The organism is Gardnerella greenwoodii 00703Dmash, assembly GCF_000263635.1.
Taxonomy (GTDB): domain Bacteria; phylum Actinomycetota; class Actinomycetes; order Actinomycetales; family Bifidobacteriaceae; genus Bifidobacterium; species Bifidobacterium greenwoodii.
Genome location: NZ_ADEV01000009.1, coordinates 183,421 through 210,031, shown reverse-complemented (window position 1 = coordinate 210,031; position 26,611 = coordinate 183,421). Strand labels below are relative to the sequence as shown.

At 41.9% G+C, this 26,611-nt stretch carries 23 protein-coding genes; 9 read left to right on the top strand and 14 right to left on the bottom strand.

Annotated elements, in window-relative coordinates:
- The first annotated feature begins 48 nt into the window (after window positions 1–48).
- From lgt to NG78_RS01465, 8 genes are all read left to right on the top strand, one after another.
- Window positions 49–990: a prolipoprotein diacylglyceryl transferase gene (gene lgt, locus NG78_RS01430; RefSeq protein ID WP_004135042.1), complete on the top strand. Its 942-nt coding sequence runs from the start codon at window positions 49–51 to the stop codon at window positions 988–990.
- 55 nt (window positions 991–1,045) lie between these two features.
- A complete protein-coding gene (gene rpe, locus NG78_RS01435) occupies window positions 1,046–1,711 on the top strand; it encodes a ribulose-phosphate 3-epimerase (RefSeq protein WP_004126825.1) in 666 nt (221 codons plus the stop codon).
- A 109-nt stretch (window positions 1,712–1,820) separates the two neighbouring features.
- Window positions 1,821–2,426, top strand: coding sequence for a CDP-alcohol phosphatidyltransferase family protein (locus NG78_RS01440; protein WP_004135041.1), 606 nt, complete (start codon window positions 1,821–1,823; stop codon window positions 2,424–2,426).
- Window positions 2,427–2,441: 15 nt separating this feature from the next.
- Window positions 2,442–3,524: a DUF881 domain-containing protein gene (locus tag NG78_RS01445; protein ID WP_004135040.1), complete on the top strand. Its 1,083-nt coding sequence runs from the start codon at window positions 2,442–2,444 to the stop codon at window positions 3,522–3,524.
- Between the two features lie 2 nt (window positions 3,525–3,526).
- Entirely contained in the window at window positions 3,527–3,859 is a 333-nt protein-coding gene (locus tag NG78_RS01450; protein ID WP_004135038.1) for a small basic family protein, read from the top strand.
- Between the two features lies 1 nt (window position 3,860).
- The gene (locus tag NG78_RS01455) at window positions 3,861–4,697 is read left to right on the top strand and encodes a DUF881 domain-containing protein (protein WP_004135036.1); all 837 of its coding nucleotides are present in this window, start codon (window positions 3,861–3,863) and stop codon (window positions 4,695–4,697) included.
- Between the two features lie 18 nt (window positions 4,698–4,715).
- Entirely contained in the window at window positions 4,716–5,156 is a 441-nt protein-coding gene (locus NG78_RS01460; protein WP_004135035.1) for an FHA domain-containing protein, read from the top strand.
- Window positions 5,134–5,769 carry a MerR family transcriptional regulator gene (locus NG78_RS01465; protein ID WP_004135033.1) on the top strand — a complete coding sequence of 212 codons (636 nt, stop codon included), beginning with the start codon at window positions 5,134–5,136 and terminating at the stop codon, window positions 5,767–5,769. The genes NG78_RS01460 and NG78_RS01465 overlap by 23 nt, the downstream gene beginning before the upstream one ends.
- A 507-nt stretch (window positions 5,770–6,276) precedes the next feature.
- Here the strand turns inward: NG78_RS01465 and NG78_RS01475 are convergent.
- The 12 genes from NG78_RS01475 to hisS all read right to left on the bottom strand — a co-directional run bounded on the left by NG78_RS01475 (window position 6,277) and on the right by hisS (window position 21,114).
- Window positions 6,277–6,996, bottom strand: a complete 720-nt coding sequence (locus NG78_RS01475; RefSeq protein WP_004135029.1) for an HAD hydrolase-like protein — start codon at window positions 6,994–6,996, stop codon at window positions 6,277–6,279.
- Window positions 6,997–7,003: 7 nt separating this feature from the next.
- Window positions 7,004–7,351 (bottom strand): RNA polymerase-binding protein RbpA, encoded by a 348-nt coding sequence (locus NG78_RS01480; protein ID WP_004126876.1) that lies wholly within the window; start codon window positions 7,349–7,351, stop codon window positions 7,004–7,006.
- A 62-nt stretch (window positions 7,352–7,413) separates the two neighbouring features.
- Window positions 7,414–10,047, bottom strand: a complete 2,634-nt coding sequence (locus NG78_RS01485) for a DEAD/DEAH box helicase (RefSeq protein WP_004135027.1) — start codon at window positions 10,045–10,047, stop codon at window positions 7,414–7,416.
- A 15-nt stretch (window positions 10,048–10,062) separates the two neighbouring features.
- Window positions 10,063–10,401: a hypothetical protein gene (locus NG78_RS01490; RefSeq protein WP_004135025.1), complete on the bottom strand. Its 339-nt coding sequence runs from the start codon at window positions 10,399–10,401 to the stop codon at window positions 10,063–10,065.
- Window position 10,402: 1 nt separating this feature from the next.
- Window positions 10,403–12,325 carry a helix-turn-helix transcriptional regulator gene (locus NG78_RS01495; RefSeq protein ID WP_004135023.1) on the bottom strand — a complete coding sequence of 641 codons (1,923 nt, stop codon included), beginning with the start codon at window positions 12,323–12,325 and terminating at the stop codon, window positions 10,403–10,405.
- A gap of 229 nt (window positions 12,326–12,554) precedes the next feature.
- On the bottom strand, window positions 12,555–13,994 hold the full coding sequence (locus tag NG78_RS01500) for a UTP--glucose-1-phosphate uridylyltransferase (RefSeq protein ID WP_004135020.1): 1,440 nt from the start codon (window positions 13,992–13,994) through the stop codon (window positions 12,555–12,557).
- Between the two features lie 131 nt (window positions 13,995–14,125).
- Window positions 14,126–15,277, bottom strand: coding sequence for an amino acid ABC transporter permease (locus tag NG78_RS01505; RefSeq protein ID WP_004135018.1), 1,152 nt, complete (start codon window positions 15,275–15,277; stop codon window positions 14,126–14,128).
- Between the two features lie 5 nt (window positions 15,278–15,282).
- Entirely contained in the window at window positions 15,283–15,960 is a 678-nt protein-coding gene (locus NG78_RS01510) for an ABC transporter permease subunit (RefSeq protein WP_004126890.1), read from the bottom strand.
- Between the two features lies 1 nt (window position 15,961).
- Window positions 15,962–16,795, bottom strand: coding sequence for a glutamate ABC transporter substrate-binding protein (locus NG78_RS01515; protein ID WP_050543430.1), 834 nt, complete (start codon window positions 16,793–16,795; stop codon window positions 15,962–15,964).
- A gap of 74 nt (window positions 16,796–16,869) precedes the next feature.
- Entirely contained in the window at window positions 16,870–17,640 is a 771-nt protein-coding gene (locus NG78_RS01520) for an amino acid ABC transporter ATP-binding protein (protein ID WP_029600181.1), read from the bottom strand.
- Window positions 17,641–17,828: 188 nt separating this feature from the next.
- Window positions 17,829–19,625 (bottom strand): aspartate--tRNA ligase, encoded by a 1,797-nt coding sequence (aspS, locus tag NG78_RS01525; protein WP_004135012.1) that lies wholly within the window; start codon window positions 19,623–19,625, stop codon window positions 17,829–17,831.
- A gap of 88 nt (window positions 19,626–19,713) precedes the next feature.
- Window positions 19,714–21,114: a histidine--tRNA ligase gene (hisS, locus tag NG78_RS01530; protein ID WP_004135010.1), complete on the bottom strand. Its 1,401-nt coding sequence runs from the start codon at window positions 21,112–21,114 to the stop codon at window positions 19,714–19,716.
- Between the two features lie 95 nt (window positions 21,115–21,209).
- Here hisS and NG78_RS01535 point away from each other — a divergent pair, with 95 nt between their 5' ends.
- The gene (locus NG78_RS01535; protein WP_004135008.1) at window positions 21,210–22,580 is read left to right on the top strand and encodes a DUF349 domain-containing protein; all 1,371 of its coding nucleotides are present in this window, start codon (window positions 21,210–21,212) and stop codon (window positions 22,578–22,580) included.
- A 59-nt stretch (window positions 22,581–22,639) separates the two neighbouring features.
- Here the strand turns inward: NG78_RS01535 and NG78_RS01540 are convergent, their stop codons facing one another.
- Window positions 22,640–23,773 carry an Mrp/NBP35 family ATP-binding protein gene (locus tag NG78_RS01540; protein ID WP_004135005.1) on the bottom strand — a complete coding sequence of 378 codons (1,134 nt, stop codon included), beginning with the start codon at window positions 23,771–23,773 and terminating at the stop codon, window positions 22,640–22,642.
- A gap of 15 nt (window positions 23,774–23,788) precedes the next feature.
- Complete coding sequence (ligA, locus tag NG78_RS01545) at window positions 23,789–26,560, bottom strand: NAD-dependent DNA ligase LigA (RefSeq protein WP_004135003.1); 2,772 nt, start codon at window positions 26,558–26,560, stop codon at window positions 23,789–23,791.
- Between the last annotated feature and the right edge of the window lie 51 nt (window positions 26,561–26,611).

Here is a 26,611-nt window from a genome sequence, read left to right as displayed (position 1 = left end):
TGTCAATCTTTAGACTCTCAATCTTGGGTTTAGACTAATATCGACGCCATGACAGTCTGTTTTATTCCATCGCCAAGTATTTCGCAATTTTCACTTGGACCTATCAATATAAAGTTTTACGCGCTTTCTATTCTTGCAGGCATATTGATTGCAATGTTTATTACAAATCGTCGTTGGAAGCGCGTAGGCGGTGATTTTAATCAGATTCTCGATATTATTCTTCTGAGTCTTCCTATAGGCATCGTTGGTGCGCGCTTGTACCACGTAATTACAACTCCAGAAAGATTCTTTGGATCTCATGGTGATTTCTTAGAAATTTTTAGAATTTGGAACGGTGGACTTGGTATTTGGGGAGGAATATTTTTAGGAGCGATTGCTGCATGCGTTTTTTGCAAACATCGCAAATATCCTGCCGGGTTGCTTGCGGATGCTGCCGCTCCTGCAATACTTATTGCACAAGGCATAGGTAGACTTGGAAATTGGTTTAATCAGGAACTTTATGGCGCTCCAACAACATTGCCTTGGGGCTTGAAATTAAACTATAATGCCACTCAAGCTATTGGCCATGCTGAGCGCTGTTACGATGGTTTAACCTGCCCAGCTGGAACATTATTCCATCCAACTTTTTTGTATGAAATGATTTGGAATTTCATTGGTGCAGCACTGCTTATTTGTTTTGGTAAAATGCTTATGGCCAAATTAAAAGCAGGCTCATTATTCATGTTGTACGTTATGTGGTACACTCTGGGCCGTGTTTGGATTGAAGCTTTGCGTATTGATTTCTCGCATGTTTTCTTAGGCGTCAGAATTAACGTATGGGTTTCTATTATTGTTTTTATTTTTGCTGCAGTAGGATTCGCTTTACTTCAAAAAAGTAATACTACTCGCGAAATGTTAATTGAGCGTCTTATTGACATTACTTCGGATGAGCGTGAGCGCGAAGAGCAAAACATTTCGTCAAAGAAAATAAAATCTACTTTAAAAAAGTAGTATTAGGTACCGTTTATTGGCATTCTAGTCTCTTGCATTTCCTAGAATGGAACACATGAATATACAAATAGCACCTAGTATTCTTTCCGCAGATTTTTGCAATCTTGAGCGCGATCTTGACGCAATATCGAATGCGGATCTTGTTCACGTAGATGTGATGGATCATCACTTTGTACCGAACTTAACTTTGGGAGAGCCAATTGTTAAGCGTATTTGCGAAGTTACCAAGCTTCCAGTAGATGTTCATCTTATGATTGAAGATCCTGATCGTTGGGCTCCAGAATATGCTAAGCTCGGGGCTGCTTCTGTAAGCTTCCACATGGGTGCTACTCATGCTCCTGTGCGTTTAGCTCGCCAGCTTAGGGATATGGGTTGCAAAGCATGCTTTGCTGTTCGCCCTGCTGAACCGGTTGAACCTATTTTCGATATTCTTGACGAATTCGATATGGTTCTTATTATGACAGTCGAACCAGGTTTTGGTGGACAAAAGTTCTTGAGCAATCAAATGAATAAAGTTCGTCGTTTGCGCGATGAAATTACTCGCCGAGGACTTCAAACTCATATTCAGGTAGATGGTGGAGTTAGCCCTTCTACAGCTGCTACAGTTGCTGAAGCTGGAGCTGATGTGCTTGTGGCTGGATCTGCAGTTTACGGAGCTGAAAGTCCTGCAAAAGCTATTGAAGCTATTAGAAATACTGCTCAAGCCGCTTGGCGTGCATAGTTGTTTGTATTGGGGCATCAAAAGTGCCCCAATATTTTAAATCATTTGTAACAACTGAGCATATAAATATTTGTTTCAGTACACGCAAATATGTGATTAAGGAAGATTTATGGTTAAGTTCGTGATGAATCAGGAATACAGTCCTAAGGCGATGAATCGCGTTCTAACTGTTCCTAATCTTATTAGTTTTCTTCGCATATGCTCAATTCCATACTTAGCTTGGCTTATTACTAAGAATCATATGATTCTTGCGCTGATTGTTTTAGCTATTTCTGCTTTTTCTGATTGTATTGATGGTTATATTGCTAGGCGCTGGAATCAAGTTAGTAAATTAGGTCAAATTCTCGACCCTATAGCTGATCGCCTTCTGATTATTTTCAGTACTATAGCGTTGGCAATTGCAAAAATAATACCGTGGTGGGCGCTTGTATTAGTGGTTCTAAGAGATGTTATTATGGCAGCTTTGGTAGTTCTTTTGGCGCAACATGATTACGGACCGTTACCGGTTAATTTTGTTGGTAAAGCTGGGACTGCTCTTATTATGTTAGCTATTGTGTCTCTTATGATTGTATATGCTGTTAATACTGAGGCCATGTTTGTGCTGTATGCTGCCGCTATAGCTTGCGGAGTGTGGGGTGTTGTACTTTACTGGTATGCCGGTTTGCTTTATTACAGACAAGCCTATGTGCTACTTTCTGGTGCAAAATCTAAGTAAACTATGTAGGTTAATATGGCTCAAAATAGTGCATTAGATAACGCTCAGAAAGATTTTGAAGAAGAGAAGTCTACTAAGACTTCTAGCTCTTCTAGTGTTTCTAGCTTTTCTCGCGTTTCTAGTGTAGATATGCCTGAGTCTTTTGTAGCGTTGGACGGTATTGCGTTATCTCGTCGTCGCGCACTATTTTCCAAATCCTTTACAGGACTTGAATCTCACCATGTTGTTCTAACTGCAGATCGTTTTGCTCACAGTCACGATCGACGTCGATATATCGATGATTATGCTCTTCGTTTAATTGACGACTTAACAAATAGGCCTGTTGACCCACTATTTATGGATGCTCGCTTGGGAAAACAGCCTGTTAAACCATGGCACAAGTGGTTTACACGTATTATTGTTTTTCTTATTTGTATTGCTATTGGTACTGTTGGTAGCCAGTTTGTTCGCAGATTGCACACGGACCCAAGAAAAGCAATACGTTCTTCGTTAGCAAACGAGTTAGTTGGTTATACGAATCGTTTTGACAAGCTTGTTAAAGAAGTAACTCAGCTTAGAAATAGTGTTGATCATGAATCTCAGCGTATTACAACTGCCGAAGAAGACGAAGTTAGTAAATCCGACGATATGGTTAACGGTACGCATGCTGTTGAAGGAAGCGGAGTTACTTTAACTATTGCAAATCCTCTTTCTGCCAGGTCTGACACAAATAATGGCTCATTGCCTAGGGAAAATAACGGTGCTCGTATGCGCCTTGTTACAGATAGAGATATTCAAAAGCTGGTTTCAACCTTGTGGGAAGCTGGAGCTGAGGCTATATCTGTTAACGGACATAGAATTGGCGCTCAAACATCTATTCGTATTGCTGGTCAAACAATTCTTGTTGGTGTTAATCAAACACAAAGCCCTTATGTTATTGAAGCAATTGGCGACACGAATGAATTAATGCGAGCATTTAATGCAGCAAAACGTGTACGTTGGTATACTTCTTTACTTAACGCAGGTATTAATCCACAAATTTCACCTTCCAGGGTTATAAAACTAAACGCAGCTAGTACAGGTGATATTAATTTTGCTAGCGAAAGAAATAGGAGATAAGCATGGCAGCAATTCTAGGCTTGATTTTAGGCGTGCTAATTGGCATTGTGGTGCATCCAGATATTCCTATTGTTATTCAGCCATATTTGCCAATTATGGTGGTTGCGGCATTGGATGCATTGCTTGGTGCGGCTCGTGCGTATTTTGAGCGAAACTTTTCGGATAAAGTTTTCGTTATTTCGTTCTTCTCAAACGTTATTGCAGCAACTTTACTCGTTTTGCTTGGAAACCAGCTTGGTGTAGGCGCTCAATTGCAGACTGCAGTTATTGTTGTGCTTGGTATTCGAATATTCTCGAACGTTTCTGCAATTCGTCGCTTTATTTTCAGGAGTTAATATGCGACCACTGTTTTCTAATGCTTCTCGAGGAGATGACATTATTCATAAGATGCGCAGACAGAATGTTCACGATTCTGAAAGCGATGCAATTCAAACGGGTTCGTTTCCTGCTGTTCGCCGTAGGGTAAAGCCGTCTTTAAGCGGTCATATTACTTACACGCGAATATTTACCGGACTTTTAATGATGCTTCTTTGTGCTCTTTTAGGATTTGCTTATATGATTCAAGTTAATAGAAGCAACTCTTTACTGTATGAAACAATGAGCGAGGAAGAACTAACTCGACTTATAACCGAAACGCACTCTCAAATTCAGAGTCTTGAAATGAGAAAAAGTGAATTGACTGGTCAGCTTGATTCTTTAAAGCAGGCAGTTAATAAGCAGGATGAAGCGCGAAGAATTGCGCAACAAAACGCACAAGCCAATGGTCTTATTTCTGGTCGTCTTCCAGCTGTTGGAAGGGGTATTATTATACACATTACAGCGGGAGAGAAGGAAAATATTGACGCCGCAACAATGTTTCAGCTTGTGGAAGAATTGCGAAATTCTGGTGTAGAAGTTATGTCTATTAATGATGTTCGCATTGTGACTTCAAGCTATATTTCGCAAACAAAGCATGGTCTTTTATGTGACGGCGTTATGATTGATCCGCCATATATTGTTAAAGCAATTGGAGATCCGCAGAATCTTCAAAATGCTGTTAATATTGCTGGTGGTGTTGGGTCGCGTTTGAAGGTTAAATTCGGCTCTTCCGTTTCGGTTTCTGTGCCAGATGAGGTAGAAATTACTGCGACACGCGAGCCAAAACAGTACGAATATGCAAAACCCGTCGAGTAACAAGGTAGAATAGCAAGTATGACTGAACCAATTCCTACCGCTGGCGAAACAACTATTATTGGTATGCCAGCTATTCATATTCCAATGAATACTACTTCTGATCGTCCTTTGCAGCAGGATGATTTTGACACAATAGCAAAATTGCTGCCTGGAACCGCATTGTTGATTTCAACTAGGGGAGCGGTGTCCGGTTCTCGTTATCTTCTTGACGAGGATTTGGTGTCAGTTGGTCGCGATTCGCATGCTGATATTTTGCTCGATGATTCAACTGTTTCTCGCTCTCACGCAGTGTTTAAGCGCGTTAACGGCGTCTTTAGCATTATTGATGCTGGAAGCTTGAACGGAACTTACGTAAATCGTGAAAGAGTGGATGAAGCTGTGCTTCATAATGGTGATGAAATCATGATTGGTAAATTCCGACTGGTATTTTTCGCTCATGACGCAGTTACAGTCCGATAATTCTTCCGATAATTCTTCTTATGCTGTTCAGGGGGAGCTTTTTGGTTTTTCGCTATCATCTGATCAGCTAGGATATCGTGGTAGCGTTGCTATGAAGGTTGCTGGTATTACTTACCGGCAGTTAGATTATTGGGCGCGTAAAAGCATTATAGAGCCTTCGATTCACGCATCTAATGGATCTGGTTCTCGTCGTTTGTATTCTTTTAAGGATATTGCGATTATGGCAGTTGCTAAAAGGCTGCTTGATGCTGGCGTAAATTTAGTAAATGTTACGACTGCTATTATTTTTCTCAATCGTTATTCTGAGGATCGTTTGCGCAATATGACGATTATTTGCGACGGACAGTCTGTTCAAGAATGTGATGATAATCAAGAAAATATGCGTCGTATGCTTGCCTCTGGTTTCGCTGTATTTGCTATTGCTGTTGGGCGTATTGTGGCGCGTGTAGAAGATGATTTAGCTTTAGAAGCATCTTCTGAAAATACTAAAACAGAAGACAACAAGAAAATTTCTGGCAAATCTGCATCTAAATCTAATTTAAAATCGTCCCTTACAAAAACTTCGTTGAATAAGCATAGTTCTTGGAATCTCGTTCAAGAAACGTGGGGATAGCATGCTTGTAGCTGTTAGTATCGCTATTATTATGTTCTGGTTTGCATCAGTAGCGTTGTTCTCATATAGTCTATTTGCTTGCTTACGTTTTTTAGTAAGATTTCAAAAAAATGCTTATTCTAAATCAAATATAAATAAGCAAAATTCGGTTCGCTTAATACCTTGGAACATTGTTATTACGCATTGTTGTGGGTTGCCGTGTGCGATGATTGCATACATGCTTTTGCATTTTGTTTGCGATTTTGGATTTGTTTACAATAATTATTTCTTATTAATGGACTCAACTTTGATTCCTTCATACGTAATTATTATCGTGCTTATTCTTGCAAACGTTTCTACAATGATATTCTGTTCATACAGAAACTTAAAAGCATAGATTATTTTTAAATAGGGTTAGGGATGTAAATTAGGTGAGATTTTACTGCTTACTATAGTAATTTGACATAACGTACATTATCGGATAAATATCAGGTAATAATATACTAAAAAGTATTATTAAATAATAAGTTAAGCGAAATATTCTAAAACTGCTGTGCTTAATTCGCTTACGTTGTCAATAATCCTGTAAGATCCGTGTGCTTTAAGCTCACCAGGTTCAGCGTAACCCCAAGCGCATCCCAAGCAATCTAATCCGCATTCTTTTGCGCCGTCAGCATCAGTCCAACGGTCGCCAACCATAAGTGCTCTGTCTCCTTGAGACGCATCATAGCCTATTTGATCGAATACGTAGCGAATAACTTGCGCTTTAGTAGTACGCGACATATCTCTACTTGCGCCATAAATTCCGTCAATAAGATTGTTAAATCCAAAATAATCACAAATAGGTTTCATCTGATATTCAGGCTTGCAAGATGCGGTTGCTAAATAAAAACCTGCTTCGCGCAATTTAATAAGCTGCTCAGGAATACCATCGTATACTTTATTGAGCAAGCAGCCTGGAATTTTGCTTCCAGGAACATTCGGATCGTCAAATGTGGCAATCTCAGAATAATATTTGCGATAAATAGCAAGACCCTGCATCTGAAGATTTTCAGGAACTTTAATTCTTTGGAAGGATTCTAAAATAGACGGTCCTATAAAACGTTGCATTTCAGCATCGTCAGGAATAGGCTGACCTAATTCTTTCAAAGCAAGCTTAGCGCAGGTAATAATACCTACGTCAGACTTTGTTAAAGTGCCGTCAAGATCTAACAGCACAACATTTCGTGAGATTTTTCTCGAGTTCATCGAGCAATCACTCATAGTCAGGAATCCAGCCTTCGTGATGCATTTTCAAACGCTTATCTAGTAAAGTCTTTAATTCGTCTTCACTACGGCGCTCAAGCAACATATCCCAGTGTGTGCGAGACGGCTTGTTAAAATCGTCGTCAGGACGGTCGTCTTCGCCTTCGCGATGAGCAATCGAACCGCAGCGGCACTCCCATTCTTCAGGAACATCAGCACCTTGAGCAAAAGGAAGTATTGTGCGGTGACCCTTTGGGCACACATATGCCACATCCTCGCGTGCAGCAAAATCCACATTATCGTCAGATTCCAAAGATTTTGCACCAATGCTCATACCGCGTAAACTGCGTTCTGCCATAGTATCTCCTTATGTAGTACTTTATAAAACTACCTAATTGCACGGACTAGCTGTTAAAAATGTTAAACATCCGAATATGCTACAACGCCACGGTTCATAAGTAATGCAGCCTCGTGAGCGTTAGAGGCAAGATTTTTATCTACACCGCTTATAGCTTGTAAATACTCTCCCGCTGCGTAAAGTTGAGTAAGCAAATCAATAAGACGTTTTGCTTGACGAACAAAATCTCCGCCAGTATTGTCAGTATTTTGCAAAATGTCTGCTAAATCTGCTCCCTGAGCCCAATCGTACATAATATCAACCGCACCAAATTCAAGCGGTCTTAAAGCTGGAAGATGGGCGTTTGCGCACAATGCGCTGGTTCTAATAAATAGTTCCTTCATGCGCGAAACAGTTGTAAATACCGCTCCATTTTGACCACCAGGGTATCTTTTAGGCTCTCCGCCTGAAGCTCCCCTAGATTCGTACACTAAAGCAGATAAGCATGATAATAATTCAATAGGCGTAAGATTATTAAAAATTCCTTCGCAAATTGCTTCAGCAAAAACAATATCTAGTTCGTTATATAGTCTTCGCAACAATTGCCCGCGATTAGTAAGGCATAAAATATTTTGCTTGTTATTATCTTTAGAAGATTGTAAATAATCTAAACTGTAAAGAACATCGCAAATATGGTCAAAAGTGCGCGCAACAGAACCAGTACGAGATTCATAACGTTCACGCACTTGCTCAAGCTCCTTATGTTCGCGCATCCAATGGTATCCCCAACGTAAATGTTGTTGAATATCTGGGCATGCAGCGCAAGGATGCTTTCTTTCTTCTTCGCGAAGCAAAGAAATAGTGTCATCTAGCTTCTTAAAAGCTGCACTTCGTTCAGCATCCGTCTTAAATAAAGTGTGCTTAAGCTTACGACGCTGATCATGCTGAGCTTCTTTAAGTTTCATGCGCAGCTGAAGAAACTCAGCAAAATCCCCTTGTTCACAGTGAAAAGCTTCCTCATATCCCCTAAGAGCTGTTTCAAGCTCGTTCATGCGACTATGTAAGCGTTGGGCTGAAGCATTAGCTTCCCACTGTGCAAATGAGCAATCTAAAGTTGTGCGAGCAGTATCCGCATCGCTTGAATGCAGCAAATTAACAGCCATATTAAACGTTGGCACGAAGCTTGAATGTAAAGGATACACGCGCTTACTAGAAAGTGCTGCAGCTTGAGCTGGCACAAAATCAGCATGATCGACTAATACGGCATGACCAATATCGTCAATTCCTCGCCTTCCAGCACGGCCTGTAAGCTGTGTAAATTCGCCTGGAGTAAGAGGAACATGACCTGTGCCATCAAACTTTACTAGCTTTTCTACTACAACGCTTCTTGCAGGCATATTTAAGCCCAAAGCTAGTGTTTCTGTTGCAAAAACAACTTTAATAAGTCCGCGTTCAAATAGTGTTTCAACAATATGTCTAAATAATGCGATCATTCCAGCGTGATGAGCTGCAAAACCTTGTTCAAGCGAAAATCTGAATCTTTCAAAAGAAAGCGCATGCAAGTCTTCTTTTGAAAGTTGATTTGCAACCATGTTGTCAACGATTTTGCGAATTTCATACATTTCATCATCGGAAGTAAGAATTAATCCAGCATTCAAGCATTGCTGAACAGCCTGGTCGCAACCTGAGCGAGAAAAAATAAAGTAAATTCCAGGAAGCATCCCTAAGTAATCTAATTCGTCAATAACAGCCCAACGTTTAGGAGTATGTCGGCGAGTAGATTTATCTGACTCGGCTACTCCCCTTCTAACAATACGCTTTTTGCCTTTTCTATAACGGTATTTGCTGTCACTGTATGAATCCTGACGTCTACGAGCACGATGCTCCCATTCGTTAAGTTTCCTAGTTAATGCAGGATTTACGCGTTTAGTTTCTTTTCCGTTATTATCGCGGTCATACAAATCTAATAATTCAGGCTCAGTTCTGCCATCTTCTTGAATAACAACATGCCTTTCAAGAGGTACAGGCCTGTGCTCATCTACAACCAAATGTGTTGTTCCGCGCACAGATTCAAGCCATGCGGAAAAATCTTCTACATTAGAAACAGTTGCAGATAAACCGATGATTTTCACTGTTTTAGGAAGGTGAATAATAACTTCTTCCCAAACTGCTCCGCGGAATTTGTCTGCAAGATAATGAATTTCGTCAAGAATTACAAAGCCAAGAGAATTAAGCGTAATAGAGTTTTCATACAGCATATTGCGCAAAACTTCAGTGGTCATAACAACAATATCTGCTTCAGGATTTACAGATGTGTCTCCTGTTAGTAAACCAACATTTTTAGAACCGTATTGTTCGCAAAAATCATGATATTTTTGATTGCTTAAAGCTTTTATTGGCGTAGTGTAAAAAGCTTTTACGTTACGCTGTTGAGCTAAAAATACTGCAAAATCTGCAACAACAGTTTTTCCAGCACCTGTAGGAGCAGCAACTAGAACATTGTTTTCAGCTTCCAGCGCATCAATTGCTTCACGCTGAAAATCGTCTAAATCAAAAGGCAAAGAACGTTCAAAATCTGCGGCCATTGAACGCTCATGCTTCATAACTTCACGAAAAGCAGCAAAACGTTGAGCAGGAGACAATAAAACGTCACCGTCTTTGCAGTTATCTGTTTGTGAATTATGCAAAATATGCCCCGCGCTATCTTTATTGTTCAAATTGTTTTATGAGCTTTATAGTTTAATATCTTCTTCTCGAAGAGATTTTTCATCCCAGTGCTGCCATATTTTACGATGATTTTCGCGAATTTTTTGATGGCGTTCAAGCACTTTTTCTCTTGTTTTCTCATAGCGCTCTGCAGCTTTTTGAATAGGCAGAGTAAAAAGAGGATCTTTAGGCTCGTCGTCGTTTTCATTGGACTCGTTCAAGGCTTCAAACTTAGAGGCTGCACTATCTGTAAAGTTAAAGAAAGCCTTGGCTAGTTTTATTGCGCTTAAAACAACTACCACTACTCCGGCGGCAATCATGCACAGCATAAACACTGTGATGACTAGCCAAATCCACCATGGCATATTACTCCTCCGAGTTCGTGCTATCAGCGTGATTAACGCTTAATTCACGCTGTGCGCGGGCAATAATCATACTGCGCAATGTTTCTGGAGCAACAGCAGTAATGTGGCGAGCGTGAGCAATACAGAATGCTACGAACCAAGAATCTGAAGAAACCGTAAGATGAACCTCAACTCCGTTTCCGCAAGGTTTAATAGTAGCTCCAGATAAATTCTTTAAGAAATTAAGCTCTGTTTCGTCAGTAGTGAAGCAGGTTTCAGTACCATTGTCAAAACTCCACTTACGAAGTTCGCTAACTGGAACGTCTGGAATTTCTAACTTAGATACAGGCTCAACAACTTCCGCACGCTCGATTCTAGCTACGCGAAGTACCTGCCAAATTCGAGGCAAGCCATTTGCTTTATTAATAGTCGTATCTTTAGAAACAAACTCGCGCTTATCTTCAGGTGTTTGATTCTCAACATCAGTCCAAACAGCAACGTAGTAAACGCCTTCATCAACATAAATTTTTGAAGGAGCCACAACTTTGCGTCGAATACAGCCAGCTCCATCGGTGTACTCCATATCCAACAAGGCGGAGGCATTGATAGCACTACGAACAATCGAGCAATTGCGAGGCTCGATTTCGTAGCCTGTTAAGCTTAGCCAAGGAGTTTGGCCTGGAAGCACGTGGCGACGAAGACGCTTATACAACGATTCAGCTTGCGTTCGCTGCTCAACTGGTAACAGTAGAGAGTGCGCCAAATAGTTAGCAGACGCAGTTAGCATACTCAAATACTGTTGAGAAATGCCGGCAAGACGCTCCAAACCCAAAGAGTTTGTTGCAGAAACAATGCCCTCGTTTTCAAGAAGAGTCCAATCAATGTCAAAGAATTGGCTGCCTGCCATTTCACCATCGTCGGAAACAGTAGTAAGCGTATTAATATCTTTGTGAAGAATGGTAACGAAACGACGAAGCTCATCCTCATTCTTCGGCTTTCCAATAAAACGCTCAGCTAGTTCGTTTAATGGGAATTCTTCGCCAAGGTGAGCAGATAAGAAAAGCATCAAACGCAAACGACGATCAACTTCGCTGCCCGTTTGGAAGGATGAGCCTTTCTTTGTGTGAGATTTATCTGCTTCAGCATCTTGCGCTTCAGAATTTTGCAAAGGTGCTTCGTTGTTTTCTTCGCTATCAAGTTTGTTATTTTCGTTGCATGCTGCAAAATTTACTGCTGCGTGCAAGCGACGGTGGAAAGCGTCAACTGCCTCTTGAGGGCTTACAACGCTTGAGCCTGGATGCTCGAGCACAAACATTGCTAAATCGTCTGCATCCGTATAAGCAACGTTTAAGTGTTCTCCGTCAACGTCAACTGTTGCTGCAAAACGACGAGAATCAATAACTTTCACCAAAGAATCAGGAAGCATTTGAGTGCCTAAACCAGGCGCAATAGAATCCAAACCTAATCCTGGAATAGGAGTTTGAGGAACTCGTGGAGCTGTGCGAGAAGCACGCTGTTGCTCATGCTGATCTGATTCGAGAGAAGAAATAGACATTGAGCGAGCAAGATAATTTGCCGCTGCTAACACTGGCAATTCAGATTGGTCAAAACGTAAACGTACGCGAGGCTCATCGCCTAATTGTAAGCGATACGAAGCAAAGTCTTGGCCTTCGGACTTCGATGAGTATTCAGGCTGCCTAGACTCGATTGCAATTCCCATGGCTGCTAGTTTTGCGCGATCTCGCTGGAATTGTTTTGCGAATGCTGCTTTTGCTGCTTGATCAGCAAGCTCGCCATAAGAATCTGCGTATGCTTTAACGCGTTGTGCAATTTGCCGCGAAGTCAGCCATTGCGGGAATGCGGAAGACAATACAGCGAGCACATCGAGCTCGTGTTTGCCCCATTTGTCGGAAAAACGTCGCCTTCCGTTGCTTCCTTCTACCATTGGTCCTCACGTATCATGTTTGAAATCTGTTTACTTATGTGTAAGTGCATGCAAAACTTGCAAAATGCAGTTTTATTTGCGTTGCATTATTACACAACCTTTTCTATTTTAATGGTGTTTTGCGGTACGTGTGGACATTTTTTGAAAAAAGTTACAATAATTCTATATTTTTTGTTCACACAAACACAAACAACGTTGAAAATACGCCATTTTTTCGCGACACGCCATACTAGACCCATGAATCTGGCTCAATTCCTTGCGGTCCAACAAATTCTCCATTTGGAACATAACTTGGCTCACCAGTGTCTTCTAATACTGCGTCAGCAAACATTGATACCTGGTTGCCAAAAGTCCAATCTCCCCTAATAGTAACCGATTTTGCGGCAGCTAAAGCTGGTACGGAGTACGGGAATCTCTCGTTAAAATCGTTTATGTTCTTGTAATAGCGTGGATCCAAGTCAATATCTGGGAATATGTAATTTCCATCTTCCATCTCGTAAGAATCAGTAAGATGGAATCTGTCGGATCGCATAATAAACAAGTCATTCGTGGTTTTAACAGGCAAGAAACGCATACGGTCTACTTCCACGCAAAGCGCTTCGTCAAAAAGCGATGCAACAGCGCCCATTGCTGTTTCTAATTGAACTACTGGAGTGCTTGTTTCGTCAGTTGGGTCAACTGTTTTTCTGTTGCAAATAACAGGAAGAGGCAAAACGCCATCATATTCTTCCAGCTTTTTTTGCAACGCGTCAACACGAACCCAAATATTATTCGTATTAAAATATGGATGCTTTTTAATACTTTGAGCACTTCTACGATCTTCCGGATGAACCTGTGTCATTTCGCGAAGCATTAATCTTCCAGTTTGAGCATCTCGAACAATATGCCCACCTTTTCGATCAGCTTGGGTTCGTTTTGCCACTTCAATCATGATTGGAGCGCCAGTATTTTCAAAATGCTGTGCAAGTGTTCTTGAAGGTCTTGCGCCTAAGTTGTCGGAATTTGAGATAAACAAATACTCAATACCGTGTTCTTTTAAAGCTTGTAATAATTTAGATTCCCACAGAGTTGAAAAAATATCCCCATGTCCAGGAGGACACCATTCAAGACCATGATCTTTTTCGTAAGAAACTGGCTCTCCTGTTTCTTCAACAAGTTTAGGCTCTTGATGCTGAATAATTTCAACCGGAATATCTTCCTGAATAAACTTACGATTGCGTTTTAACACTTGCAAAGTATCGTGAGAAGTACGGAAAGAGTTCATAAAAATCAGTGGAAGCTCAACTCCTAAACGCTGACGTGCTGTAAGAACCTGACCGATAATAATATCAATAAAGCGCATTTGGCGAGCTTTATGTCTGCGAACTGGAAGTAAAGATTTTGCGCAAGACAATCCCATAGAAGTTCCCAAGCCGCCGTTCAGTTTAATAAACGCTGTTTTTGCGAATGCGTTTACTGCTTTATCGTGATCAATAGTTTCGTAAATTTCGTGAAAAGTTGGCACGCTTTTAATAGGCTCAATTGTGCTTTCGCGAATAAACTCCCCTGAATTATCTCCAGATTTATTTAAGCTCCAAACATTATACAAGTGCTCAAATTGTTCAATAGCAATTTCGCTCATTCCTTGTTCGCGCATCTTTGCAGCGGACAATTCAAACGCGCCATCCATGTATTAGCCTCCTTGTATGCATGTGGCCATAAATAGTTTATGACCCTAATAGTTTAGCTACAAAAAGCGTAGTCAGCAACTAAAGTCACTAACTACGCTTCCTAAATTTTGCTACAAATTTTAGCTACAAGCTAAGCTTTTGGATTATCTTTTTTAATATCTTTATGATTATCCTTTGGCTTATTTTTTGATTTGTTGCCAAAATTGCTTTGAGCATTCTTAAGATTTTCTTCTGTCTCGTCGCCAGTTTTTAAGTGATGCTCATCATAGCCTTGTATGTAGCGAGTTCTACGCCAATGATGGATAGAAGCATTAGTTCCACGGTGATGGACGTGATACTTACGAGGAGTACCACCATAAGGCAATTCCTTAACCTCGTCGGCCACAGCCATCTGGTTCACGTTAGAAGGATCCATAATAGCGATTGGTGCAACAGGATCTGCCTCTGTTGGAGCCGCAGTACGATTCTTCAAGTGAGCTGGGAGCCATTCTGCAAACCAAGATAGCGCAAGGCAAATCAGGAAGTATATAACTGCTGCCACGCTTAAAGTTTGCAAAATATTAAAGTACATTGATCCAAGTCGACGAGACTCCTGGAGCAAATCAGTGTACATAATAATCGAACCAAGTGCAGTATCCTTCAAAACAACAACAAGCTGAGTTACTGCAGCAGGCATCATAGCAATAATAGCCTGTGGCATTTCGATTTGCGTAAGAGATTGGTATTCACTTAAGCCTAATGCTAACGAAGCTTCGCGCTGTCCATTTGGAAGATTACCAACGCCTGCTCTAACAAGCTCGGCAACAACGGAGCCGTTGTACATAATCAAAGCAAGAACTACAGCCCAGTAAGATGCCTCTTTCATGCCAGAAAGTGCAAACGCTCTCCACAAGAAAATCATAAGCATTAATACTGGTACAGCTCGGCAGAACTCAACTATTACTGCAGAAATGCTACGAATAATGAAATTAGGTAAAAGACGGCACAATCCAAAGAATAAGCCAAATATTATGGAACCTACCACAGCAAGCATAGAAGCTTTCAAAGTCATCCATAATCCTGGAAGATAGAAATCAACCCATGCTTCAGTTTCAATAGCTGGATTCCACAATACCGAGGAAAGCTGGTTTTCTCCTTCTGGTGGATTACTAAGTCGCATTAGTACAGCAATAACAAATAAAGCAAACACGCAGGCTGCAATAATATTTGCTACTCGAATCTTCCTAAGAGCTTTAGGACCCGGAGCGTCAAATAATAATGATTGTTCACGTTGTTTAGCCATCACTATCACCTTCTTACAGCAAGCTTGTTAGACAGATACGTTGTCAAAATTCCAATAGGAATAATGAGGATGATGTATCCTAAGGCGAATATTAAGAAGATTGGTACGATTAAATCCGCATGCTTCTCAATCATTTCGCTCATCATTGTTGAAGTTTCTGTTGCAACAGATGCTGCTGCAGCAACTGTAGAGTTTTTAAGCAATGCAATAAAAGTGTTACCCAAAGGTGCTACAGATCCGCAGAATGTTTGTGGCAAAATAACTTGCGTTGCCGACTGGAAGAAGTTTAATCCAAGAGCGCGGCAGGCTTCAGCTTGACCAACAGGAACAGTGTTAAGTCCAGATCTTAAAGATTCGCACACAAACGCTGCCGTATATAGTGATAATCCAGCAATTGCAAGCCAGAAGAAATTCACTTCAAAAATTGGTGAGAAACCAAGCTTAAGCTGAGCGTACACGCCTAACACCATGAAAACCATGATGATTGTAAGAGGCATGTTTTTAAAAAGCTCAACGTAGGCAGTTGCAACCATGCGCAAAGAAGCCACAGGGCAAATACGCATCGTAACAAGTATTACACCAATTATTGTTGAAAACAGTACACTCCATAAGGTGATTTCAATATTGACCAAGAATGCTCCTGGAATATTGTAGGAGGTAAAAAGTTGCACGAAATCTTGCATATTACATCTCCCCCTCTTGAGGAATTGGCGGATTATACTTTGCGTTTGGCTTAAAACCAGTTCCGCGCAAATTATCGTCTAGAGCTCGCTTCCAAGATCCGTTACGAATCATGTCTTTTAATGCGGCGTTAATTTTCTTAGCTAAGCCAGTATTGCCTTTTTTGATGCCAATTCCGTAATATTCTGCGGTAAATGGCTTGCTAACAAGCTTTAAACGGCCTCTAGAAGCTGTAGCTAGGCCAGCAAGAATAATATCGTCGGTAGTTACAGCATCCACTATTCCTGAGAATAATGCAGTTGCACATTCCGCGTAGCCTGGCTGTTGCATAAGTTGTACTTTTGAAGAGAACTTTTCTTTAACAACTATTGCGGATGTTGAACCAGATACTGAGCATAAACGCTTACCGTCTAAATCGTTCGGGCCATTTACTTTATGCTCGCCTTTGCGAACTAGCAAATCTTGGCCGGCAATAAAGTAAGGTCCTGCGAACGAAACCATTTTCTTTCGAGCGTCAGTAATGGAATATGTTGCAACAATCATATCGACATCACCGTTTTGAAGCATTGTTTCACGCTGCTTAGATGGTGATTCTTTCCATACGATTTGATCTTCTGAATAGCCAAGCTTTTTGGCAACATACTTAGCAACGTCAACGTCGAATCCAACGTAAGTTCCTGCTTTTTTGAAACCCATACCAGGCTGATCGAATTTAATACCAATGCGTATTGCTTTTTTACCATCGCTACGATCGCAAGCTGTAAGCGGCATAACGCAGCATACGGTACAAAGCATCGCTAGTATCGCACGAAAAATGCGATTATGTAATATTTTCATATCTTTTCCCTTCATAAGAACTGTTTTTCGCATGTTTTGGCGTTTAAGCTAAAACGAAATTGAAAAAAGCGCTATTAGTGCGTAAGAATCTTGGAAAGGAAATCTTTTGCTCGATCAGTTTTTGGATGCTCGAAGAATTCATCTGGAGTACCCTGTTCGAGGATTTGACCATCGGCCATAAACACAATTCTGTCAGCAGCTTTACGAGCAAAGCCCATTTCGTGCGTAACACAAATCATTGTCATGCCTTCTTTTGCAAGCTCAACCATAACATCCAGTACTTCGTTAACCATTTCTGGGTCGAGTGCGGAAGTTGGTTCGTCAAAAAGCATAACTTTTGGTTGCATTGCGAGCGCTCGAGCTATTGCTACGCGCTGCTGCTGTCCGCCTGAAAGTTGCGAAGGCATTTTATTAGCCTGATTGTCTACGCCTACTCTAGTGAGTAATTCCATGGCAAGAGTTTCAGCGCTTTGCTGATCCATGTGACGAACTTTCATTGGTGCAAGAGTGACGTTTTCAAGAATCGTTTTGTTTGCAAAAAGATTAAATGACTGGAATACCATTCCAACTTCTGCGCGCAAGGCTGCAAGCTCTTTGCCTTCCTGTGGAAGTGGCTTGCTGTCTATGCGAATATCTCCCGAATCAATTGTTTCAAGACGGTTGATTGTACGGCACATTGTTGATTTTCCAGAACCGGATGGGCCAATAATAACGAGAACTTCGCCCTTATTGACAGTGAGATTAATATCTTTAAGCACATGTAATTTTCCGAAATGCTTTTCGACATGGCTTAATTCTACAAGGGGATTTGCCGCTTTGAGCACTTTAGAAGTGCTATTAGTCATATCCTCGGCGTTTGGATCTGACTTTGATACTTGCTTATCCATAAAAAGAAGTCTAGCTAAGCTGTGTTACGGTTATTTATCGCCACCGTTACGTTTTGTTACTCTTAGGTTACAAAAAAGCCGCTGATTGAGGATTATTAAATCAACAATCAACGGCTTTGTAACAATATGTTACGAGTAGATTTTATTTACTCGTCTTCTTCTGGATCGTAGTCTACGCCAGTTTCTGCGCGCTGTTCGTCAGAAATTGGAGCTGGAGCGCCAGTTAGAGGGTCTCTACCGCCGCCAGCCTTAGGGAAGGCGATTACGTCGCGAATTGAGCTTGCGCCTGCCAAAATTGCAGCAGTACGATCCCAGCCCAAAGCAATACCAGCGTGAGGTGGAGCACCGTACTTGAAAGCTTCAAGTAAGAAGCCGAACTTTTCGTCAGCTTCAGCCTTGTCGATTCCAAGAACGTTAAGAACGCGGTCTTGAATATCGTCGCGGTGAATACGAACAGAGCCGCCGCCCATCTCATTACCGTTGCACACAATATCGTAAGAATCGCTCATTGCATGCTCTGGATCTTTATCGAATTTATCAATCCAATCAGCAGATGGCATTGTGAACGGATGGTGCATAGAAGTCCACTTGGAGTGACCAACTGCAACATCGTCATCGTCTGGATCATCAGTGCGCTTAAACAGTGGGAAGTCAACAACCCAAGTAAAAGCAAACTCATCTGGGTGAAGCAACCCTGCGCGGCTTGCAAGTTCTACGCGAACTGCGCCAAGCAAAAGCTGGGAAGACTCACGAGAGCCTGCTGCAAAGAATACTGCGTCGCCATCTTCTGCTCCAACAGCTTCTTTAAGTCCTGCGCGCTCTTCTTCGCTAAGATTCTTAGCAACAGGGCCTTTAAGCTCGCCGTCTTCGCCGAAGACTACGTAAGCCAAACCCTTAGCACCACGCTGCTTAGCCCAATCCTGCCATGCGTCAAACTGGCGACGAGGAGTTTCAGCACCGCCCTTAAACAGCACAGCTCCAACGTAGGAAGCTTGGAACACGCGGAATGGAGTGTTCTTAAAGAAGTCAGTCAACTCAATAAGTGGGTTTCCAAAACGCAAATCTGGCTTATCGGAACCATACTTATCCATTGCTTCCTGCCAGGTAATACGAGGCAAAGGAAGAGTGATTTCGTGGCCTGCTTCCTTCCAAATAGCAGCAATAACGCGCTCGGCCATAGCCATAACGTCTTCTTGACTTGCAAAGCTCATTTCCATATCGAGCTGAGTGAACTCAGGCTGACGATCAGCACGGAAGTCTTCATCACGGTAGCAGCGAGCAAGCTGATAGTAGCGTTCAACGCCAGAAACCATGAGCAACTGCTTTAAGAGCTGTGGAGACTGTGGAAGTGCGTACCAAGAGCCTGGAACCAAGCGTGCTGGAACAACAAAGTCTCGAGCGCCTTCTGGAGTGGACTTAATAAAGGTTGGTGTTTCAACTTCCGTAAAGTCCATATCTTCCAAAGCGTGACGAGCAGCCTTAGCCATGTTAGAACGAAGCTTTAGATTGCGCTGCATAGATGGGCGACGCAAATCAAGGTAGCGATACTTCAAACGAACATCTTCGCTAGGAAGCTTGTTTTCGGACTCGTTTTCCAAAGCTGTAGAAACCTGGAATGGAAGAGCGTCGGATTTAGCGAGAATAGTAACAGTTTGAGCAACAATCTCAATTTTACCTGTTGCCAAGTGGTCGTTCTCATTTCCGTCTGGGCGCAAGCGAACCTCGCCGGTTACCTGCACAACAAACTCGCTTCTAAGCGGGCGTGCAGTTTCCTCATCATAAATAACAACCTGCACCAAGCCTGTGTTATCACGGACATCAACAAAGGCAACGCCACCGTGGTCACGGCGACGATCAACCCAACCAGCAATGGTTACTTTTTGCCCGACTAATTCTTCAGTCACTTCAACGGCATGATGTGTACGATACGCCGTCTGGCTCATAAGTCCACTTCCTCTACGTTCTAATAATGGTGTATTCATTTTTGTTGACATAAATTGCGTTTAATATTCAAGCAATTTTGCACGAATATTATTTAGCGCAAGAAACTGTCTGCCGGGCATAAACAGTATCCGGTTGCCACGACGTGGCGTCTGCTACCGTCTGCTCGCCAGTAATAATATTTTTTACCTCGTCTTTGGAAGACTCAGACTCGGTGCTGTCTGCTGGGAACCATACGTAAGGAATACCCAGCTTATCTGCATACTTGATTTGCTTACCAAGTTTTGCTGCAGTAGGTGCAACATCTGTTGCAATACCGCGCTCGCGAAGCTTCCTAGCAATCTCATTGCATGCTGGACGATCTTCCTCATTCCAAACTGCCACAAGAACCGCTGCAGGAGAAATTCTAGAAACTGTAGCACCAGCGCTGTGAAGCATGTAAGAAACCAAGCGAGACAATCCAATAGAAAGACCTACGCCTGGATACTTCTTTTTGCCTTGAGAAACAAGATTATCGTAGCGTCCGCCAGAGCAAATAGAGCCTAAAGATGCTGCATTATCGAGGAAAGTTTCGTAAACGGAACCAGTGTAGTAGTCAAGTCCTCTAGCAATCTTCAAATCTGCAACAACAGCGCCCGGACGAATTCGTGCAGCTTCGTCAACAATCATTGCGAGCGTTTCAACACCTTCTGTAGCCAAAGCGTACGATTCGTTATCTTCGCTCGTAGAAATATTGTGTTTAATGCAGAGAGATTCGAAACTAGACTTTAGTTTTTCCCCAGTTTTTGCAGTAAGCTCAGCCAATTCTAAGCAGGCAGCAGCTTGAGACTCATTAGCTCCGCACTCTTTTATAAGAAGCTTAGATACTTCTTCTGCACCAATTTTGTCTAGCTTGTCGATTTCGCGAAGAACACCTTCAATATCTGTTAAACCAATACCGCGGTAAAAACCTTCGGAAAGCTTACGATTATTTGCGTGAACTGTAGCTTTTGGTAAACCAAATTCTCTCAATCGTTCAAGAGCTTCAACCATAACCAAAGGTAGTTCAACTTCGTAATGGGAAGGAAGTTCGCCGTTGCCAACAACATCAATATCTGCTTGAACAAACTCGCGGAAACGACCTTCTTGAGGACGCTCCCCTCGCCAAACTTTTTGCATTTGCCAGCGTTTAAACGGGAATGTTAAATCTCCAGTATGTTCAACAACGTAACGGCTAAGCGGAACTGTTAAATCAAAATGCAAGCCAATTCGTTCTTCCACAGGAGTGTCAGATTCGTGACCAACTTCTTGCAATCTTGACAATAAATAAATTTCTTTACTTGTTTCGCCTTTTTTCAACAAACTTGAACCTTGTTCTACGGCGCGCGTTTCTATGCCAATAAAACCGTTTAGTTCAAAGACTTCTCGAAGTGTATCTACTACTCGCTGTTCAACAGCGCGTTCACTAGGAAGCCATTCAGGGAAACCTGATATAGATGAGCCTTGTACCATGTCCACTATAATAGGTGGTGTTGCGGAAAAATCATGGCTTACCGTCATACTTATTCGTAACATTGTTACCGTGCATCTGCTGTAAGGAGTCGACCGTGACCGAACAGACTAAACCTGAAGAAACTACTAAAACTACTACCGCGCCAAAGCCACTTGCTCCATCGCCAGCAAGCTTCGCGCATAAGACTCGTGTTGTTGCTCAAGCACCAACTATTTCTTATAGTGAAGAGGATATTAAATCCGCAAAAACCTTTGGCCGTGTTGATGAAAATGGCACTGTTTATGTTACTGAAAACGGTGCTGAACGTGAGGTTGGTCAATACTCCACTGGAACTCCTGAAGAAGCATTGACTTTCTACATTCACCGCTACCTTGATTTGAAGATTAAGCTCGATTTATTCGCTAAAAGGTTGGAATCAACCAACGTAAAAGTGAAGGAAATTGATGAAACGCTTAACACTTTGCAAGAAGAATTAGCTGAGCCTGCAGCCGTTGGTGACCTTGCTGCTTTGCGTGCGCGACACGCCGAGCTTAAAGCAAAGGGAGATGAAAAGAAAGAAGAAATTGCAAAAGCTCGTAAAGAGGCTCTTGAAAAAGCTTTGAAAGAGCGTGCAAATATTGTAGAACGCGCTGAAGCATTGGTTGCTAAAATGGGCGATTCAACAAATTGGCGTGAGCTTAACGATAAGCTTCGCTCTCTTTTCGACGAGTGGCAGGAGCATCAGCGCACTACTATTCATTTGAACAAGGCTGATGCAGACGCTTTGTGGCAGCGTTTCTCTAAGGCTCGTTCCGCATTCTCCCAAGCTCGTAACTCCTGGGTTAAGGAGCGTGAACATGTTCGCAATAATGCTAAGCAGCTTAAGGAAGCAATTATTGCTGAAGCTGAAAGCTTGAAGGATTCAACTGACTGGCGTGAAACTTCTACTAAGTTTAACGCTTTGATGGATCGTTGGAAGAAGGCTGGCAATGCTGGACGTCAGCATGATGATGCTTTGTGGGCTAAGTTCCGTGAGGCTGCTGACGCTTTCTACCATGCTCGACAGGCTGATCGTGAAAAGTTGAATGCTGGAGAGCATGAGAATCTCGCGAAGAAGGAAGCTTTGCTCGTAAAAGCAGAAGCGTTGCTGCCTGTAGAAAATGAGGAAGCTGCTAAGAAGGCTCGTAAAGCTTTGTCTGAAATTCAAGAAGAGTGGGATGCGATTGGATTTGTTCCTCGAGAAGATATGCGTCGCATTGAGGCTCGCTTGAATGATGTAGATAAGAAGATTAAGTCTGTTGAAGAGGCTGCTTGGAGAGATGCTGATCCTGAAGCTAACGCTCGTAAGTCCAGCTTTGCTTTGCAATTGGAAGCGCAGCTTGAAGAGCTTAACGCTGCTATTGCTAAAGAAACCGACAAGAAGCGTAAAGCTAAGTTGGAAGCTGAAAAAGCGACTAAAGAACAGTGGCTTAATGCTGTTAAGTAATTAGTTTTATAAATTAAATAAAAATATGGGGTTGCTTGAAAAATCAAGTTGCCCCATATTTATTTTTGATTAGATTCTTCCATTAAAGATTTAGCAAGTTGCACAAAAGTATTAGCAAGCTGTGAATTATCTAACTTTCCGTCTTCGTTTAGAACCGCAGGACGTCCCGCTTCACCAATTTCTCTAAGAGTTGGGTCAAGAGGAAGCTGAGCTAAAAGAGGAACATTAGTATGAAGAGCTTCACAAAGCTGTTCGCTAACTCTTTTTCCGCCCCCGGATCCGAATATTTCCAAGCGCTCGCCATTATTTTCAAACCAACTCATATTTTCAACAACGCCTCGAACACTCACAGGAATTTGCAAAGCCATAAGACCTGCCCTAACCGCAACGTCCGACGCACTAGGCTGAGGTGTTGTAACAACAACAAGCTCAACGTTTGGTAAAGTTTGAGCCACAGCAAGTGCCATATCTCCTGTACCAGGTGCTAAATCAAGCAAAAGAACATCTGGACTTCCCCACCAAACGTCTGAAAGAAACTGTTCTAACGAACGCTGTAAACGCGGTCCTCTCCACAAAATAGCACGATCAGTTCCAGCAAACATGCCGATTGAAATAAGCTTTACTCCCCAAGACACAACTGGCATAAGCATGCCGTTAAGATTAGTTGGCTGAGAGTTTACTCCGAACATGCGTGGTAAAGAAAAACCGTATACGTCCGCGTCGATTGCTGCAGTATCGTATCCTAAAGCTGCAAAAGTTGCTGCTAAATTAGCGGTTATAGAAGATTTTCCAACGCCGCCTTTTCCTGAAGCAATAGCAAAAATTTTCGTGCGCGTACCTGTTTTATTAAAAGGATTTTCTCTGCGCTCAGCTTTCAAATCTTCTACTAGTTTTTCTAGCTTATCTTTACTCATTGCGCTAGAAGTAACATGTGGTATAAGAGTTGCTTGAGGATATTTAGATACAGCTTCTTTTACTCGTTCTGTAATAATTTCAGCTAATGGGCAGTTTGGCACAGTAAGTTCAAGCTTTATTTCTACGTTATAAACTGGTTTAGAAGCATCTAAATTTTCAGCTTCAATAACACTAACGCCAGTTACCATATTTAGTTCTGTAACCGAACGGCCTAATTCTGGATCAATAACGCTACCCAGCAAATCGTAAACGCGTGTTTCGAGTTCGCTCGTGTTCATTTATGCTATGATTCCTTAGTTATTAATATCAAGAGAATTTTCGCCAGCTTTTTGTAGAGCTTCTTCCACACTTCCAGTTTCCAAAAGAACACTAAACTGATTTTCGTTAATCATTGGAATAGAAAGTTCTTGAGCTTTGGTTGCTTTAGAACCAGCATTTTCTCCCAAAATTACGCAGTACGTGTTTTTACTAACTGATCCTGAAGCTTTACCGCCTCGAGACACTATTGCTTCCTTTGCTTCATCCCTACTAAAGCCTTGCAAAGATCCTGTTACAACAACAGTTTTACCAGCTAGAGTTTGAGCAAGGGATGATGTTTCGACTTTTCCAACTACCCCTGCTTCTTGCCAAGAGTGCAAAACTTCAAATCTCCAGTTACTACTATCTTTTGCTTGCTTAAACCAGTCGTAAACAGCTTGAGCAATTTCTGGGCCAACGCCATCAATTTGCGTAAGCTCTTCAACAGACGCGTTCGCAATATTTTCTAAAGATCCTAATTTTGCTGCTATCAGACGCGCTGTTGGTGGGCCTAGTCTACGAATAGAAAGCGCAACTAAAACGCGCCACAGGGCAGCATTTTTGCCTTTTTGGGCTATTTCTTCAAGCATGCTGCGAGTAGTTTCCGATGGTCTTGTGTACCACGGAACGTTAATTGTTTCTTTTGAGTTATTTGAAGCTCGTTTAGTTTTCCAAAAAACTACTTGAGCATCTTTTGGAACCTGAAATTCTGGATATTTAGAATCAAATTCACTGTTCTGATCCAAATCTTCAGCTTCAATGTTTTGACTCGAAGATTCAGCAAATTTCGCTTCAATTGTGCGCGTCCAGAATGCTCGCACTTGCCTCCAAAGACCAGATCCCCCAATTTTTCGAGTATGCTTTTTTAATTTTCCGTCTTTTCCTACTTCTTGCCATTCTTCAACAAGCGGAATTTCCTTCCAAACCATAACATTTTGTAAATCGTTAGCTGTTATGCTAAAAATTCCAGATTCGCTTTTAAGCACAGGAATTTGAGGCTTAGGTAACGTTAAATTAGCAGGAGGAACATAAGGCTTCTGCATTGAGCCTCTTTGAACCACAATCTTATCAATATCCGGGCAGTAAACTTCAGCGGTAGATGGCCTAGAATCTTCAGGATTTGTAAGAGCTAAAGCGGCGTTATCTCCCAAATTCTCAATATCAAAAGCCTGCCTAGAAGCCAAGTGAATAATACGTTCAGTAAGCTGAGCTGGGCAGTTTTCTACATTCGGACAGCGAATATCTTTATCTCCCTGTTTTGCTGGAGCTAATTTTGTTCCGCAAGAAGGGCAATACTCAGGCATAACAAATTTTCGTAATTGGTTTTCACGGCCTTCTCTTGCCTTTAAAACAGGCCCAACTAATTCCGGAATAACATCTCCAGCTTTGCGAACCACAACAGTATCGCCGATAAGCACGTTTTTATGCTCAACTTCGTAAGCGTTATGAAGAGTTGTTCTGGAAATAGTAGATCCTGCAACAGTTACAGGCTCAAGAATTGCCACAGGCGTAACTCTTCCTGTTCTTCCAACCTGAACAACAATATCCTTCAAATAAGTGTTAACTTCCTCCGGAGGATACTTATATGCAATAGCCCATCTTGGGGCTCTTGAAGTTGCTCCAAGATTGCGCTGCAATGCGCGGTCATCAACCTTTACAACAATTCCATCCAATGCGTGCAAAATATTTGCCCTATGCTCGCCATAATAATCAATCATGTCTTGTATTTCGGCAAAATTAGTTACTCTACGCGTGTATGGAGAAACTGGAACACCCCACTGTTTGTAAAAATTGTATGCGTCAGACTGGTTAAAAGTTGTTTCACTATTAGCATGACTTGAGTTTGATTTCCAGCGAAGCTCCCCCAAGCCGTGTGCGAAGAAGCTTAAATGACGAGTTGCGGTAATGCGCGGATCTTTTTGACGAAGCGAACCTGCAGCAGCGTTTCTAGGATTTGCAAAAGCTGCTTTTCCAGCGTCTTCCTGCTCCTCGTTAAGCTTACGAAAATCAGCCCATTTCATAAAAACTTCGCCGCGAATTTCAACAAATTCAGGAATATCGTCAGGATTTTCAGCATGAAGCTGAGTTGGTATTGCTTCAATCGTCCTAACATTAAGAGAAATATCTTCGCCTGTGACTCCATCTCCTCTAGTAAGCCCCTGCTCAAGAGTGCCGTTTCTGTAAATAAGATTTAACGCAAGGCCGTCAATTTTTACTTCGCAAGTCATAGGAAGCGGCTTGGATTCAGGCCATTGCAAATCTCGAAGAACACTGTTGTACCAATCGTGTAATTCGTCAATAGAAAACACGTCATCCAAACTCATCATTCGCGAAGGATGTTTTACAGAAGTAAAATCGTTGGAAAAAGTTCCACCTACGCGGTGCGTTGGAGATTGCGGAGTGTCAAGTGTTGGAAAAGCTGATTCCAGAGCACTTAATGCTCGTATACGCGCATCATAAGCTGCATCCGAGCTTGTTGGAGCATCTTCAACATAGTAGGCAATTTGATCAGATTGCGTCCACGCTGCTAATTTTGCCCACAAGCGTGCAGCCTGTTCAGTAGTAAGAGATGTAGGCTGTAGATTTGAAAGAGCTAAAGCGTCAGCATCGGTAGGTTCTAGTTTATGAATCCACTCATCTGTGTCAACATTAGGATTCCAAATATGAGCATTAGAGTGCGCTTCATCAGTTACAGCTGGCTCATCAAAATCGTCAAAAAGCGTCCATTGAGAGCTTTGTGACGCTGTATTACCATAAGCAGCACTCATAAAAATCCCCTTTCAACCCAAATATTTAGCGTAATCTACTACGCTATTTAG